The following is a 14,457-nucleotide window of genomic DNA, read 5'->3' as shown; positions in this document are numbered from 1 at the left end:
GCAACTGGAGCGACTGGAGCCACTGGAGCGACTGGGACGACAGGAGCCACTGGAGCGACTGGGACGACTGGAACGACTGGAGTGACTGGAACAACCGGAGCGACAGGAGCCACCGGAGCAACTGGGGGAACTGGATCCACTGGAACCACGGGAGAGACCGGAGCCACCGGAGAGACTGGATCAACCGGAGAGACCGGACCAACCGGAGCCACGGGAACAACTGGAGCCACCGGATCAACCGGAACGACCGGAGCCACTGGAACCACCGGATTAACCGGAGCCACCGGAGCCACCGGAGCCACTGGAGCCACTGGAGCCACGGGAGAGACTGGAGCAAGGGGAGAGACCGGAGCAACTGGAACCACCGGAGCAACTGGAACAACGGGAGCCACTGGAGCGACTGGATCAACCGGAACGACGGGAACGACTGGGACAACAGGAGCGACTGGAACGACCGGAACGACTGGAGCGACCGGAGCCACCGGAGCGACCGGAGCCACGGGAACGACTGGAACGACTGGAACGACTGGAGCGACCGGAGCGACCGGAACGACTGGATCCACCGGAACGACTGGATCCACCGGAGCTACAGGAACGACTGGAGCGACCGGAGCAACTGGTGCCACCGGAGAGACCGGCCCCACAGGAGCGACAGGTACAGTCTTCACCAACATCAACGCCTTCGGGGCCAACACCTCAGGAGCTCTCATAGCAGTAGTCCTAGGAGGAACGAATATCCCTCTACCGAACAACCAGGTGTTAGCAGGTGGCATTACGGTGAATATGGCCAATACGGTATTTACAGTTCCGTCTGCAGGCAACTATTTAATTTCGTATTCCATTAATACAACAGCTGCCTTACTGGTTAGCTCGAGGATCTTGATAAATGGGACGCCATACACGCCAACTATCATCGCACCAGCTGTATCACTTTCATCGTTCAATAATACCGTCATCGCCCCTCTCACCGCTGGAGCCACAATCACGCTGCAACTGTTTGGATTATTGGGATCAGCTACCCTTCTGACAGGGGCTGGAGCAACCTTGACGATTATAAAAATAAGTAATACGTAGTATGCAAAAGGAGCTACGATGACAAGTAGCTCCTTTCCCTTTGCTATTTCTTTTTCGTTAAAATAGTAAAAATATTTAGTTAATTAACAACAATAATAGTATAATAGGTTGGAAGGGGATTTGCCTATTATTCGGAGTGGGGATAGATGCCGATGGATGACTTGGCAGTATATTTGGACGAGCACGAGGCAACGATCGTAAAAGAATTCAAGCGACGAATTGCCGTTTCGGACAGTGATCAATACAAAGGATTGATCCATCTGAATGGGCGAGCACTGTATCGTATGGTTATTGAATATTTTCGTTCGGAAATCACTCTTGAGGATATTAAAGAATTGGCTTACAAGGTCGCATATGAACGAAACCGGGCAGAGACCAACATTGGCGATTTCGTTTCCAACGTGTGCATGGGCCGAGAAATGGTTATCGATCTTCTCCAAAAAGGTCCGTTTACGCCTGCCGCTTTAATGCCTGCCTTATTGAAAATAAACGAATGCTTTGATGTCTTTTTGGTTCACGCTGTTTTCAAATACACCGACCTCAAAGACAACGATTTAGAAGAGAAGAAGCTATTTATCGAGCGTTCTCACAAAGACAGGCTCACGATCCTGGGGCAAATGGCGTCCAGCTTCGTCCATGAATTCCGAAATCCGCTTACTTCCATTATGGGATTCTCTCGTTTGTTGAAAGAAGATTATCCGAATCTCCCTTACGTAGAGATTATTGAAAATGAGCTGCGACAATTGAACTACCGGGTTTCGCAGTTTTTGCTGGTCTCGAAAAAGGGAGCGGTCTATAAGCAAATGGAGGTTTTTAACGTTTGGGAGTTGTTCGATGAGATTCTTTCCTTCCTCTATCCGAATATCGTTGACGTGAATGTGGATATCAAATGCAGTATCGATCCTACCTTTCAACTAAAAGGCTACAAGGATGAGATGAAGCAGGTGTTTATCAACATCATTTCCAATGCGCTGGATGCGTTACATAAAAAAACAGGCGATAAGGAGATTGTCATTGAGGTGTCCCAAACGCCTGACAACTCCTTGATTACCGTTTCCAACAATGGATCGCCAATTCCACCTGACCTGCTCTCGGTTATTTTTGAACCGTTTTTCACGACGAAGGAGCTCGGTACTGGAATTGGCTTATACGTCTGCAAAGAAATCATTGAGCGGCACGGAGGAACGATTGCGTGCGAGTCTACTGATCAGCAGACGAATTTTTCTATGGAGTTCAAGCCCTGCGACACATGTACAAGTGGCTTGATGTCGATGAGCCAGCACATCTAATGCCACAAAAAAAGCGACCTATCCTTGAAGGCACGATCGTTAACAGACGTGCAGCATGAATAGGTCATTTTTTTGTGAAAAAGCTGTTTATTTGCTAGCGTGAAGCTGCCTGTGTGTTTGTCGTATGGTTTTGGAGATACGCTCCAGTTTGTTTACCAGCCAGACCAGCATGAGCGCCAACAAACAACTGCACCCGATAATGACGAGCAAGTACAGCAGCGAGTACCACGTGTTTTCAAACAGCCAAGCGACCTCGCCGTATTTTTCAAACAGATAATCTTTGAACATGATCAAAAAAGCAGAGTGGAACAAGAAAATAAAATACGTCAGCCCTTTTCGAAACTTGATGTGCAAACGATCGACGCGTTCCAGAAAGAAGACCATGAGCACGAGAAACGACAGAAGCGTGGCGAAGACAAAAGTCAAATGGACAGCCACATACAGCTTGTTTGAGACAACAAAAAACATCGCAGCCGCAGTGGAAACACCCGTCATCAGCGTCAAGATGGAGCGGTTGTTTCGCAAAAAGGAAAGGATCGATTCACGGTACCAATACAACACGTGCCCCATGTACAGGGTAAAAATCCAGCTCGGGAGCATATGACGCGTGGTAAGCCCGAACCAGCCCTGATGGATAAAGTTGATGTACACGTACTGAATACCGAGCAAAATCCAAATGACATACAAAATGTTGCGCTTGGTAATCACACGGCGAAACAGATAAGCAAAAATATAATACTGGCAAATCATAAACACAAAGTACAGATGGTCACCCGTTTTGCCTAAAACAATGTTCGTAAAGTCCTGGGCAGTATGAGGCATCCCTTTTTTCAACAAGTAATGGTACAGGACACCAGATACTAAATAGGGAACAAAAATATACAGAAGTTTCCCTGAAAAAAACTCGCGAGCAGTAGGGCTCTTGGCTTCTAAAGAATAAGCAGTCAAATAACCGGTGGCGATCGTCAACAGGACAGTGCCGTAGCGACTGATCTGATTGAGGGCCACGATCCAAAACGGATCTGTAAAAGAAAGGGCAGAAGCCGTGAAATGACCGACTACAACGAGAAAACTTGAGAAGAGCTGGATGTAAAACAGAGATTTCAAGATTTTTGAATCTGTATACATTTCGATATTCTCCATTTCATCGTTTGTCGGCTGACGTTGTCGCTCAAACAATAAACTGTGAATGGTTTTTATGATAATAAAGTTTTCTTTGATTCGTATTTGGACAGGGGAGGGGAGTTTTTGGAAAGGGAAAAAAGAAAGAAAGCCACACCCGCGCGCGTAGCTTTCGCACGAGTATGGCTTTCATACATTATTTCGGATTCTTTTTCATTTCATCGATGGTCTCACTGACCACAATCGCCAAATCGTCATTGCCAAACAGCGACAATACACCTAGGAGAGTCGCATCAGGAATGTCCTCTGCTTCTTCTTTGGGTACGGTATTGTCCAGCATTTGAGCGAGTAACATATTTTCCCCTTGAGCGGGGTAAGCGCGGCGGTATAATTCGCGTGCATCTAGACCGTGATTCACACACCATTGGGCAAAAACGAGAATCATCATGCCCTCGTCGCGCTGATAGGCTTGAATCACTTGATCTTCCATCTCTTTTCGGTTCATGGGCATACTCCTCTAACATTCGTACGTCATGAATTTATTGTAGAGAAGAGGAAGAATACCCGCAAGAAAAAAGAAAAGAACGACTCAAGAGTTCCGCCTGCTGCTGTGATTGGTTAGGACCGGCAGCATGCGCGTATCTTTTACCATACTAGAATGGCAAAAGGGGCAGCTCGGGCTCTTATCAAAGGAAAAGTTATCTCTCATCCAGCACGTACAGCCCTCATTACTGCACGTCCATACATCTGTTTCCTCTTCTTCGATTGGAACGACTGCTTTTTTTGAGAAATACACATGAACTCCTCCTTTGCAGGGCAAAAGTGCACAAAGTAACCTCTATTAATGTGTGATGGAAAGCGCATGAATATACCAAGATTTTCTTTGCTAGAAGGTAAAAATAAACAGGCCGCGCTTGCATAGCCGCAGCCTCTTTTGTCCATTGCCATCTTTATTGTTCATCGGGAATGAAGATTTGTCCCGTTGCTTCTTGATTCGTGATGGCCAGCAAAATCGCTTTAGACAAGGTATCTGGATGATAAGGCTTGATGAGATAACCGGTTGCTCCCAGATCAAATGCCTTTTTCTTTTCCTCAAAAGCACTGGAGATCACGATCGGAATGGTCCGTAAATCCGGGTTTTTCCGTATTTCCTCAATGACCTTCCAACCACTCTCGCCGTCCTTCAAGATAAGGTCAAGTACGACAGCATCCGGTCGCAGCTCCTCGATTGCAGTTACTGCTTCAGTCGCCGTAGAGAAGGAATTGACACGGAATCCAGAGCTCGTCAACTCATCACGCAACAGCTCGGTTAAGTTCAAATCGTCTTCGATGATCACAACGTTTCCATTGCATTGACTAGTTGGAGAGACTACCTCCTCCGTCCCCGCTAGATAGCTGGGGGACAAATTGTGCTCAGCCAGCGGAAGGGTAACTGTAAATGTACTACCTTTGCCCGATTCGGACGTAACGGCAACTTCACCATGGTGCATATGGACGATCTCCCGAACAATAGCGAGACCCAGTCCTGTACCGCCGATCTCGCGGCGATCGGAATTATCTACACGGTAAAATTTGGTAAACAGGTGAGGGATGGCTTCGGAAGGAATGCCTAGTCCTTCATCCTGGACCACCACGAGCAAGCGATTCCCATCTTGTCGACAGCTCACCCGGACATGGCCACCATGCGGGGAGTATTTGACGGCATTACTGATCAGATTCATAAATACTTGACGCAGCTTGGCTTGGTCTCCATAAACAACGGTTTGCTCCGTTTGCAAATCGAGTTCAAATCGATGGAGAGGGGACTGGACTCGATAAAGTCCGAAAATATCTCGAATCACTTGATCAATCGCAACATTCTCTGGCTCATACGTCTGTTTGCCGGATTCCATGCGTTGCAAATCCAAGAAATCGTTGATGAGCGCAGTCAGGCGAGTCGCTTCTTGATAAATGGTCGCTATGTATCGCTGTTGACGTTCGGGCTTGAGTTCTTTCGTTAACAGTAGCTCCGCAAAGCCGAGCACACTGGCGAGAGGAGTACGCAGCTCATGGCTGACCGTACTGACGAATTCCGATTTCATTTGGTCGATCTCGTATTCCTTGGTGAAGTCACGGTAAACGAGCAAGGTACTCCATTTCTCTTGGTTCCGGTACAGTGGCTCTGCATAGAGCTGAATATAGCGTACTTGCGGTCCGGTTATCTGAAACACAATACTGCCAGAAGGAATAGCACCTTCGTCTAAAACGACAGATCTGACATACTGAATCAGCCGATCAGGCTCATCGGTTCGACTCTGTAGATGGGAAAGGAACTGTTCCAAGTCAAATCCTTGCGAAGCGAGCTGATGGTCGTAACACAAGAGCTCACAAAAATTCCAGTTCACCTGAAGTGTTTCTCCACTCAGATCAATAAGCTGAATGCCTTCTTGAACAGAATCGAGCATATCCTGCGTCATTTTACGCTGCCGCTCTGTCTCCTCATACATCGCGAGCTTGTCGAGTGCCAAGGAAATCTGCTTGGCGATGCCGATGATGACTTGTAGCTCCTGATTCGTGAATTTTCGACCGATACGGGAGCAGATGATACATGCAACGATTGTCTGTTGGGCATCTAGCACTGGGAGGTAAAGCTCAAATGTTTGTGACATTTCTTCCGTGTAGCCGCGCTCAGCGTCAGTGCTTTCACGCATCAGGACATATGGCAGGCCCGTTTCCCTGATTCGTACGAACGGACCATCATCCAATCCATTGCGCAATTGCTCCAGACCATTCTGCGAAACGCCAAAGCTAGCTGCGTCCCTGTCAGTGTTCAACATGACGATAACACCTTTATCGGCATCCATGACTTCAGTTATATTGCGAATGATACTGGACAGTAGCTCGCTTTTATCCAGCGTATTCGACAAAGAGAGGATGAAACGGTTTTTCTTTTCCAAGTACCGTTCGTTTTCCTCCATCTTGCCCAATGCTTCTTGCAACTCTTCTTGCTGCATCATCAGTTCATCCTGCTGGGCTTGCAGCTCTTCGTTTTGCGCCATGAGCACTTCTTCTTTGGCTTGAATTTGCCTGATCAAATAGTCGAGGGAGCGGGAGAGTCTACCGATTTCGTCAATTCTGTTCAAATCCTGCAAAAGAGGTGTACCGCCATTAGCGAACTGTTCAGCATTTTGGGATAGACGAACCAACGGCCTGCCGATATCCCGCGTAGTTTGAATGGTGACTATTACCATGATCACCAGCACCATCAGCGAGTACACGAGAAACCAGGTGCTTAGCTGTGACAACTCTTCGAACAGTAGTTGGTTTTTCGTATATAAAAGCTGATCGTGCTCTTCCTGATACCGCCCGGCGTATTTAAGCAGGTTGTTCACTTCCTGATTCACGCCACTGGCCGAAGCTTTTCGCAGGGATTCAAAGTCTCCGTTCTTTGCATAACTCGAAAAAGTAGGAAACACATTGGCGAAAAAGTTCGTGAAGAAAGATTCGATCGAAGCGACAAGCGCTTGCTCCTCATCATTGAGCGGAAGCTTCTTAAATTTATCCAGCGCTTGTTCCAGCTTCTTTTTCTCAAGAAATAGCTCATTGTACTCAGATGGGCTCAAGAAAGCGTAATAACCCCTTGCGCGAAAAAAGATCTGGTTCGTGTGCTCAGCGATGTCTGCGACCAAATTTTGTTTTTCCTTGGTATTGTATATCTCCGTCTGATAATGGGTTAATGCGTTGCTATTCAAATCTTGAACGATGCCAGCGCCGGCAATCAGCAGTGACAGAAAAAGAAGCATCATCGCCATGAAGCGACGTGTGATGCTTTTTCTGATAAACGCCCAGAACCCCGTCATGCGAGCATTTCCTCCACTTTCCGGACAAGATCCATCGGGCTAAAGGGCTTCGGCATAAAGTCATCGGCACCAGCTGCACGCATTTTCTCCTGTTCGGCATGTTGACTTTTTGCCGAGAGGATCAGGACCTTAACTGCCTTTTTGTCGTCCATCTGTTTGAGCTGCTGCAATACTTCATAGCCTGTCAGCTTAGGCATCATATAATCTAAAATGATCAAGTCGTACTCATTTTGACCGATTTTTTGCAGGGCTTCCTCTCCATCGCAAGCGATATCGAGCTCATGTCCCTCATCCTCGAGCGTGTCGCCAATCAACATACGCAACACGGCCTCGTCTTCGGCCAGCATAATCGTTGCCATCTCACTACCTCCTTACAACATTCGCTTAACCAGTCGCTTGATGCGAGCCTCCAGTTCGCGTGTACGGAATGGCTTGGTCATATAGTCGTCAGCACCGAGCTGAAGGGCACGGACAATGTCTTGCTCTTCTGTACGACCTGTTAGCATAATCACCGTATATTTCTTGGCATTGGGCAAATTCCGGATTTTCTGGAGAACCTCGAGGCCATCCATCTGTGGCATCATCCCGTCTAAAATAACGAGATAGGGTTCGTGTCCCTGATGCCAGGTGGAGTCAAAAAAAGCTGCTCCTTCTTCGTAAGTCTGGATATCGACGTGTATCCAACCGTCAAAACTGGTTTTGATGGAATCGGCAAGCATCACGCGAATCATCGGATCGTCATCAATAATGGCGACCTTCAGTTTTACTTTAGGGGAGTCATGCGTTTCTGTGATTTGAGCGGTTTCAATCCGGCGCCGCCCTGCATTTTTGGCAGCGTACAAAGCAGTGTCCGCAGCTTCTACCCAATACGTATGCGGTTTATGAGGATCTTCTACTTGTACGATTCCACCGGAAAAGCTCAATGAAAACGTTCCTTCAGGAGCTTCGAACGTGAGCGAACAAAAAGCAAAGAGTATCTGCTCTAGGCGCATCTTTCCTGTCTGTACAGTCGTACGCGGCATCAGCAGGATAAATTCCTCTCCGCCGTACCGGAATAATACATCATGTTTTTCGGCGCTCTGCCCGATGAAAGCAGCAAAACGAGTCAGGACCTCGTCGCCAATCAGATGACCGTATGTATCATTGACCCCTTTGAAAAAATCGATATCTAAAAATGCCAGTGAGAAGGGGGTGTTGGTCCGATGGGCATCAGAAAGAAGCCGTTGGTACGTATCAACAAAAGAATTGCGATTGTTGACACCCGTGAGCTCGTCCAAAAACAAGATGCTGTTCATCCAGCGCTTCCGGCGAAGCTGGCGTTCGAGGCGTACGACCAGCTCTTCCATATCAAGCGGTTTGCACATGACGTCATCTGCGCCCAAACGATAGGCGTTCAGACGGGTCTCCCGTTCGCAATCGATGCTGATAATGGTCGTAGGCACGTATTGCTTCTTTATTTTTTCGCTAATTGTCTGCATCACTTGGAAGCCGTCCGTTTCCGGGATGTTCAAATCCAGAATGAAGCAGTCAGGGTTCATGTCGTGAAAATAGTCGAGAGCCTTATGAGGATAGACCGTTGCGATGACAGACCAATTGCGTTTTTCTAAATATTCTTTTAGATACATAAGCAGGGTGACGTCATCATCCAGGATGAGGAGCAAAGGTTGTTGCTCACAAGGGGATTCCCGGTGAAGAGCGGGGTTCTCGATAAAAACTTCCTGTTCGGGTCGCTTCTCGCAGCATAAGGTGATCAGCTCTTGCAAAAACGCTCGCCATTCACTCGTTGGCCAATTCTTGGCAGGCATGTCGTCCATTTGTTCCAAGAGAAGCTGAGACAGATCAGACAAGTCGATCAATCCAATCGTCCCGGCGGTCCCCTTTAACGAATGGAGAAAGCGATACAGATCATCATGAGAGACGGGAACCTCCTGGTCGTACCACGTCTCAATCTGTTTATGGATATTCGTAAGAAGCGTATCTCTGTACTTGATCATGTCGTACCGTCCCCCTGTGTTGGGATGGCGCAAGCAGTCGGTCGCTTGCGCCAGTTTGATCAAAACATCTACAATTTGGTATGGTACATGTAGCAGGGAGAAGGAAGGGCTTATTGTTGCAGGGAAAATCCTTCTTCAATCAGATATTGCTCTGCTTCCACGTACGACTCAAAGGAAGCTTCCAGGTTCATTCCGTGGTATACGTTCCACAGCGCGTCTTCCTGTTGCAGCAAGAGCGTGCGGTTTTGCTTGTCGACCCATGTTTGCTCCAATTGTTCAGCTTCACCAGTAGCTTTTGGCGCTGGTTCACGCTTGATAGAGAGGGATTGGATCGAAGCCTCGACTACCTTGCGCAGCTCGTCCGCCGAGAAATCACGGATGTTGACATAGCCCTTGTCGTCTTTTTGGTAGCCCTTCAAAAACGCGGCAAACACAAACCCGTTGCCGTTCGGATGCAGATGATAGACCACGGTCTTTTTGTCATGAAGGCTTTCCTCATAATGAAAATTAACCCGTTTCAGGGAGACGTCATTCCGAGTCAGTTGTGGAAAAGATTCAATAATCGCTAGTTTTTCTTCAAAAGTAAGCATGGATTCCTCCGGTGAGATGGATTTGTTTGTCGATTATATCATAGGTGGGACATAGAACGAAAAAAGGAGAAGGGAAAAATGAACGGAAAAAACCGAAAAGATATCGCAGCAGGTCTTGAAGTCGAGATTGTATTGAAACAGGACCAACGCACTGGCAAGCGCACCCGTGGGATCGTCAAGGATATCCTGACGAACTCCAGCACACATCCGCATGGAATCAAGGTTCGTTTGACGGATGGACAAGTAGGGAGAGTGCAAGAAATTATCCAAAAAGGAAAGTAATCTTCTTTACGAAAAAACGGACAGGCCACATGGGCAACTGTCCGTTTTGCTTTTCATGAACGGTTCCTGTTCTGCAAATGTTCGATAGCTGGTACGGCGAAGCAAGCCAGATTCGACGGAAGTGCATCGAGCGAAAACCAGCGCATGTCTCCAATAGCCCCGTCTTCCTCTAAATTACGTGCTTCTCCACTCAGGATCGTGACTTCGTAAATGACCGAAACCCAATGCTCGCCATTTTCCGGACGGATGGTTTCTGCGGTGCACAAGAGGGCTTTTACCTCGACATCGAGATTAACTTCTTCTTTGATTTCACGGATGACACTCGTCTCCAGTTGTTCATAGGGATCAACTTTTCCCCCGGGAATGCTCCACGTATTCTTCTCTGGATCTCTGTTTCGTAAAACCAGTAAAATCTCATTCTTGTCATTTAAGATGACAGCTCCTACGCCCAATCTTGGTATAGCGATAGTAGTCGACATGATTTTCTCCTTCACGAACGGCAAATTCGTTTCTTCCATAATAGCATGGACGAATCGTGGGTAAGACAAGGACAAAACAAGAAACCGCCTGAAAAGACGGTTTCGAGAAGTTCAGCAAAACGTTTTATCGGTAAGAATCATGGGTAGGGACGAAGACATCCTCCGTTGATTCCCGTACCAAAATAAATGGCTCAATATTTCCCAATCCATGCAGGCATGTATTGTGATGGGCGATGATCTGTTCCGCAGACAGCACTTTATTGTCCGACGTAGAGTGTCCGTCTTTGACGAGCGTCACATCATAGCCGAGTGTCGTCGCTTTGCGGCAGGCACTGTCGATACAATATTCAGTTTTGCACCCCGTGATGACAAGATGGTTAATCCCGAGTGCTTGTAGTTTTTCGTGCAGATCTGTTCCGTGAAACGAGTCTGTCGCTAGTTTTCGAATCACCGTTTCTGATGGCAGAGGTGCGATCTCAGGGTGGATGGCATTGTCGTCTGAACCGACTTCTCCGACATCATCATCCTGAACGTACAGAACAGGAATATCCTTGCTGTAGGCGTCTTCCCGTACTTTTTTCAATGTTTGGACAAGTGTAGCCGGCTGATAAACAGGACCAAATTGTCCCTCTATAATTCCCACTTGCGCATCAATAATCAGTAGAGCTGTTTTTCGAATCAATCCAATTCCTCCTAGGTGAAAGGGGGTTAGTGTTGGTGTTCCCCTTTTTGGTTGTTTGGTACACGCACAGCTTTATAAGAACGTCGATTCATGTCCTTTTTCATAACTGACCACTCCTTTCATCATAGAAGAGCATGAAAACTGCTCTGGATAATTGTACCACAAAAAAAGACTCATTCCTTACATATCGGCAGGTAAGGAACAAGTCTTTTTCGATTGCGAACTTCTTATGATTCATTTTCCTTTTTCGGTACAAACTGAAAGATATCATGTGATTCGAAGGAGTCGATCAAACGGGACAGCCACAGATAATACTCCAACCCATTTTCAATGCGCTTGATACTAAGGTCAACTTGTTCCTTAACTTCTTCCGTAAGCTCTTCTGATTGCTGGAGAGCGCGAAGCTCAAGGAGCGACTTTTTCAAGGCGTGTACATTATGTTCACAGGCGTGTCGCCACTTCACGGAAAAGAGGTCGATGAAGTTCTGGTACCAATCCAGATTGACCTCGTAATGATCCTTCCGTGTCCCTTTTTTCCATATCTTTTCTACCATATTTAAGTCCATCAATGTGCGGACGCCAGTACTCATGCTGGTTTTGCTCATGCCCAGTGCTTCGCCCATCTCATCGAGTGTCATTGACTTGTCCTGAAAGAGCAACGTGCCATACAGCAGTCCCGTTGACATGGTAATTCCATACAGATCCATGTTGCGAGCTAGCGTTTCAATCACGCGTTCCTGAGCTTTTTCGAGGATTTTTTCTTGATTGGTATCCATTTTGAAAAAAGCAGCTCCTCTAGTCATAGTAACCTGACTAGAATTGTACGTCTCCAAAAGCAAAAAGTAAATGGAGATATTGTACAGTATATACGTGATAAACTGAGAATACAGGAAGTAAAGTACGTAAAGTTTTTTCTGAACGCTGAAAATGCCCGATTATCCTGCCTCATCCAGTTTGAGGTAAAAAAAATGGCTGGTTACAATTGTAAGGGTAAAGAACAGTCCGGATGCCGGGCGTAAAAGTTGGAGGTGACCATATGCCCAAGATCAAAGTAGAGAATTTGACCAAAATCTTTGGACGCCAACCCCAACGCGCATTGTCCCAGGTGAAGCAGGGGAAGACCAAGCAAGAAATCTTGAAGGAAACGGGTCTTACCCTTGGGGTGAATCAAGCGAGTTTTGAGGTGCATGCAGGCGAGATATTCGTCATCATGGGGCTTTCGGGAAGCGGGAAGTCGACCTTGGTTCGATTGTTGAACCGGTTGATTGAGCCAACAGAAGGCAGAATCCTGATTGACGGTACGGATATCGTCAGTATGAACACGGAGCAGTTACAGGAAGTAAGAAGAAAGAAGCTGGGTATGGTATTTCAAAAGTTTGCCTTGTTCCCTCACAGGACGGTGCTTGAAAATGCGGAGTACGGTCTGGAGATTCAAGGGATGCCAAAAGCTGAGAGAGAGGCCAAAGCGAAAAAGTCACTCGAACTCGTCGGACTCGGTGGTTGGGAAGCAAGCTACCCGGATCAGTTGAGTGGCGGGATGCAGCAACGTGTGGGGCTGGCTCGGGCACTCGCGAATGAACCCGATGTGCTGTTGATGGATGAGGCCTTCAGTGCCTTGGACCCGTTGATTCGCAAGGACATGCAGGATGAACTGTTGGAACTGCAAAGCACCATGCAGAAGACCATTATTTTCATTACGCATGATCTGGACGAAGCATTGAAGATCGGGGATCGAATCGCGCTGATGAAAGACGGTGCGATCGTGCAGATCGGCTCGCCGGAAGAAATCATGACCAATCCAGCAAATGAATACGTAGAACGCTTTGTAGAGGATGTAGATCGTTCCAAGGTGTTGTCCGCTGAAAATGTCATGAAGCGTGCGGAAACGATCACACTGGACAAAGGACCTCGCGTCGCATTGCAACTGATGCGAGACCGCGGCGTATCCAGTCTGTACGTGGTGGATAAACGAAAAACATTGCTGGGTGTGCTGACGGCAGACGCAGTAAACGGAGCTAAAGAAGCAGGACAGTCGCTGGAATCCGTGCTGCGAACCGAGGTACCGACTGTCGGACCGCAGACGCTTCTCAATGAGATGTTTGACCTTGTTGCGTTTTCGGATATTCCCGTGGCGGTTATAGGAGAACAAAACCGTCTCCTCGGCGTGATTGTTAAAGGAGCCGTCTTGGGTGGGTTGGCAGGAAAAGTTAATCAACAAGTTCCAGAGCCAACGAATGAAGAGGGGCAGGTGAATCCATCATGAGTCAAAACCAACTTTTTCCGAAGCTGCCGCTCGACAGTTGGGTAGAAACGATTGTGGATGGACTGGAAGAGAATTTGGGTTTCTTGTTCGACTTCATATCAGCTGGAATCGGTGGAACCGTTGACTTGTTTTCGTGGATTCTAACAGGAATCCCGTTTTGGGCCCTAATCATTTTGTTTACGCTGCTGGCGTATCGTGCTGGCAAAGTAGCAATTGCTCTTTTTACCTTCATTGGACTTCTTCTGATTCAGAATCTGGGTTATTGGGAGCATTCAATGGAAACACTTGCACTGGTATTGACGGCAGGGTTGATCTCGGTGATTATCGGGATTCCGGTCGGTGTCTGGTGCGCAAAGAATGATTCGGTGCAAAAGGTCGTTACACCGCTGCTTGATTTCATGCAGACGATGCCGGCGTTTGTGTACTTGATTCCCGCTATCTTTTTCTTCGGACTCGGTAAAGTACCGGGGGTTATCGCTTCTGTCATTTTTGCGATGCCACCGACGATCCGTCTGACCAACCTGGGAATTCGTCAAGTTCCTGCCGATCTGATCGAGGCTTCTGAAGCGTTCGGTTCTACCTACTGGCAAAAACTGACGAAGGTACAGCTGCCGATTGCCAAGACGACAATGATGGCAGGGATTAACCAGAGCATTATGCTTGCACTGTCCATGGTCGTGATTGCCTCCATGATTGGGGCGAAAGGTTTGGGGGCGGACGTGTATCGTGCTGTAACACAGATCAAGATCGGTGAAGGTTTTGAGGCGGGGCTGGCCATCGTTATTTTAGCGATTCTACTGGATCGTCTCACGCAAAGTGTTGGAAAGAGAAAAAACGCGTAGG

General features: G+C 47.4%; 15 protein-coding genes. 5 read left to right on the top strand and 10 right to left on the bottom strand.

Annotated features, from left to right (window positions below; all coding sequences use genetic code 11):
* Both HPY27_RS29005 and HPY27_RS29000 read left to right on the top strand, forming a co-directional pair.
* A partial coding sequence (locus HPY27_RS29005) for a BclA C-terminal domain-containing protein (RefSeq protein ID WP_174226537.1) occupies nt 1–1,074 on the top strand: 1,074 nt, incomplete at its 5' end.
* Between the two features lie 146 nt (nt 1,075–1,220).
* Entirely contained in the window at nt 1,221–2,363 is a 1,143-nt protein-coding gene (locus HPY27_RS29000) for a sensor histidine kinase (protein WP_174226536.1), read from the top strand.
* 87 nt (nt 2,364–2,450) lie between these two features.
* Here the strand turns inward: HPY27_RS29000 and HPY27_RS28995 are convergent, their stop codons facing one another.
* From HPY27_RS28995 to HPY27_RS28965, 7 genes are all read right to left on the bottom strand, one after another.
* Nucleotides 2,451–3,491 (bottom strand): acyltransferase family protein, encoded by a 1,041-nt coding sequence (locus HPY27_RS28995; RefSeq protein WP_069852956.1) that lies wholly within the window; start codon nt 3,489–3,491, stop codon nt 2,451–2,453.
* A 190-nt stretch (nt 3,492–3,681) separates the two neighbouring features.
* Nucleotides 3,682–3,990 (bottom strand): hypothetical protein, encoded by a 309-nt coding sequence (locus tag HPY27_RS28990; RefSeq protein WP_017251885.1) that lies wholly within the window; start codon nt 3,988–3,990, stop codon nt 3,682–3,684.
* An 84-nt stretch (nt 3,991–4,074) separates the two neighbouring features.
* Nucleotides 4,075–4,281 carry a cold-shock protein gene (locus tag HPY27_RS28985; protein WP_017251884.1) on the bottom strand — a complete coding sequence of 69 codons (207 nt, stop codon included), beginning with the start codon at nt 4,279–4,281 and terminating at the stop codon, nt 4,075–4,077.
* Between the two features lie 154 nt (nt 4,282–4,435).
* Nucleotides 4,436–7,324: an ATP-binding protein gene (locus HPY27_RS28980; protein WP_174226535.1), complete on the bottom strand. Its 2,889-nt coding sequence runs from the start codon at nt 7,322–7,324 to the stop codon at nt 4,436–4,438.
* Entirely contained in the window at nt 7,321–7,683 is a 363-nt protein-coding gene (locus HPY27_RS28975; protein WP_017251882.1) for a response regulator transcription factor, read from the bottom strand. Before HPY27_RS28975 ends, HPY27_RS28980 begins: the two co-directional genes overlap by 4 nt.
* 12 nt (nt 7,684–7,695) lie before the next feature.
* Nucleotides 7,696–9,318: a GGDEF domain-containing response regulator gene (locus tag HPY27_RS28970; protein WP_174226534.1), complete on the bottom strand. Its 1,623-nt coding sequence runs from the start codon at nt 9,316–9,318 to the stop codon at nt 7,696–7,698.
* Between the two features lie 110 nt (nt 9,319–9,428).
* Nucleotides 9,429–9,908 carry a hypothetical protein gene (locus tag HPY27_RS28965; RefSeq protein ID WP_017251880.1) on the bottom strand — a complete coding sequence of 160 codons (480 nt, stop codon included), beginning with the start codon at nt 9,906–9,908 and terminating at the stop codon, nt 9,429–9,431.
* Between the two features lie 78 nt (nt 9,909–9,986).
* Here HPY27_RS28965 and HPY27_RS28960 point away from each other — a divergent pair, with 78 nt between their 5' ends.
* Nucleotides 9,987–10,190, top strand: coding sequence for a YwbE family protein (locus HPY27_RS28960; RefSeq protein WP_017251879.1), 204 nt, complete (start codon nt 9,987–9,989; stop codon nt 10,188–10,190).
* 53 nt (nt 10,191–10,243) lie between these two features.
* Here the strand turns inward: HPY27_RS28960 and HPY27_RS28955 are convergent, their stop codons facing one another.
* The 3 genes from HPY27_RS28955 to HPY27_RS28945 all read right to left on the bottom strand — a co-directional run bounded on the left by HPY27_RS28955 (nt 10,244) and on the right by HPY27_RS28945 (nt 12,127).
* Complete coding sequence (locus HPY27_RS28955) at nt 10,244–10,669, bottom strand: NUDIX hydrolase (protein WP_069852946.1); 426 nt, start codon at nt 10,667–10,669, stop codon at nt 10,244–10,246.
* A 124-nt stretch (nt 10,670–10,793) separates the two neighbouring features.
* A complete protein-coding gene (locus HPY27_RS28950) occupies nt 10,794–11,351 on the bottom strand; it encodes a cysteine hydrolase family protein (RefSeq protein WP_174226533.1) in 558 nt (185 codons plus the stop codon).
* A gap of 227 nt (nt 11,352–11,578) precedes the next feature.
* Complete coding sequence (locus HPY27_RS28945; protein WP_017251876.1) at nt 11,579–12,127, bottom strand: GbsR/MarR family transcriptional regulator; 549 nt, start codon at nt 12,125–12,127, stop codon at nt 11,579–11,581.
* 260 nt (nt 12,128–12,387) lie between these two features.
* Between HPY27_RS28945 and HPY27_RS28940 the strand changes: the two genes are divergently transcribed.
* Both HPY27_RS28940 and HPY27_RS28935 read left to right on the top strand, forming a co-directional pair.
* Complete coding sequence (locus HPY27_RS28940; RefSeq protein ID WP_017251874.1) at nt 12,388–13,614, top strand: quaternary amine ABC transporter ATP-binding protein; 1,227 nt, start codon at nt 12,388–12,390, stop codon at nt 13,612–13,614.
* Complete coding sequence (locus HPY27_RS28935) at nt 13,611–14,456, top strand: ABC transporter permease (RefSeq protein WP_017251873.1); 846 nt, start codon at nt 13,611–13,613, stop codon at nt 14,454–14,456. The genes HPY27_RS28940 and HPY27_RS28935 overlap by 4 nt, the downstream gene beginning before the upstream one ends.
* Nucleotide 14,457: the final 1 nt, after the last annotated feature.

Origin of the sequence: Brevibacillus sp. HB1.1 (assembly GCF_013332445.1) — a bacterium.
GTDB classification, from domain to species: Bacteria; Bacillota; Bacilli; order Brevibacillales; family Brevibacillaceae; genus Brevibacillus; species Brevibacillus porteri.
Note: the sequence above shows the minus strand (reverse complement) of the source record. Positions and strands in the feature narration are given on the sequence as shown.

Coding starts and splice junctions, on each gene's coding strand:
- HPY27_RS28960 (WP_017251879.1), top strand. CDS start 9,987: ATGAACGGAAAAAACCGAAAAGATATCGCAGCAGGTCTTGAAGTCGAG.
- HPY27_RS28955 (WP_069852946.1), bottom strand. CDS start 10,669: ATGTCGACTACTATCGCTATACCAAGATTGGGCGTAGGAGCTGTCATC.
- HPY27_RS28940 (WP_017251874.1), top strand. CDS start 12,388: ATGCCCAAGATCAAAGTAGAGAATTTGACCAAAATCTTTGGACGCCAA.
- HPY27_RS28980 (WP_174226535.1), bottom strand. CDS start 7,324: ATGACGGGGTTCTGGGCGTTTATCAGAAAAAGCATCACACGTCGCTTC.
- HPY27_RS28995 (WP_069852956.1), bottom strand. CDS start 3,491: ATGTATACAGATTCAAAAATCTTGAAATCTCTGTTTTACATCCAGCTC.
- HPY27_RS28990 (WP_017251885.1), bottom strand. CDS start 3,990: ATGAACCGAAAAGAGATGGAAGATCAAGTGATTCAAGCCTATCAGCGC.
- HPY27_RS28970 (WP_174226534.1), bottom strand. CDS start 9,318: ATGATCAAGTACAGAGATACGCTTCTTACGAATATCCATAAACAGATT.
- HPY27_RS28945 (WP_017251876.1), bottom strand. CDS start 12,127: ATGGATACCAATCAAGAAAAAATCCTCGAAAAAGCTCAGGAACGCGTG.
- HPY27_RS29000 (WP_174226536.1), top strand. CDS start 1,221: ATGCCGATGGATGACTTGGCAGTATATTTGGACGAGCACGAGGCAACG.
- HPY27_RS28935 (WP_017251873.1), top strand. CDS start 13,611: ATGAGTCAAAACCAACTTTTTCCGAAGCTGCCGCTCGACAGTTGGGTA.
- HPY27_RS28965 (WP_017251880.1), bottom strand. CDS start 9,908: ATGCTTACTTTTGAAGAAAAACTAGCGATTATTGAATCTTTTCCACAA.
- HPY27_RS28975 (WP_017251882.1), bottom strand. CDS start 7,683: ATGGCAACGATTATGCTGGCCGAAGACGAGGCCGTGTTGCGTATGTTG.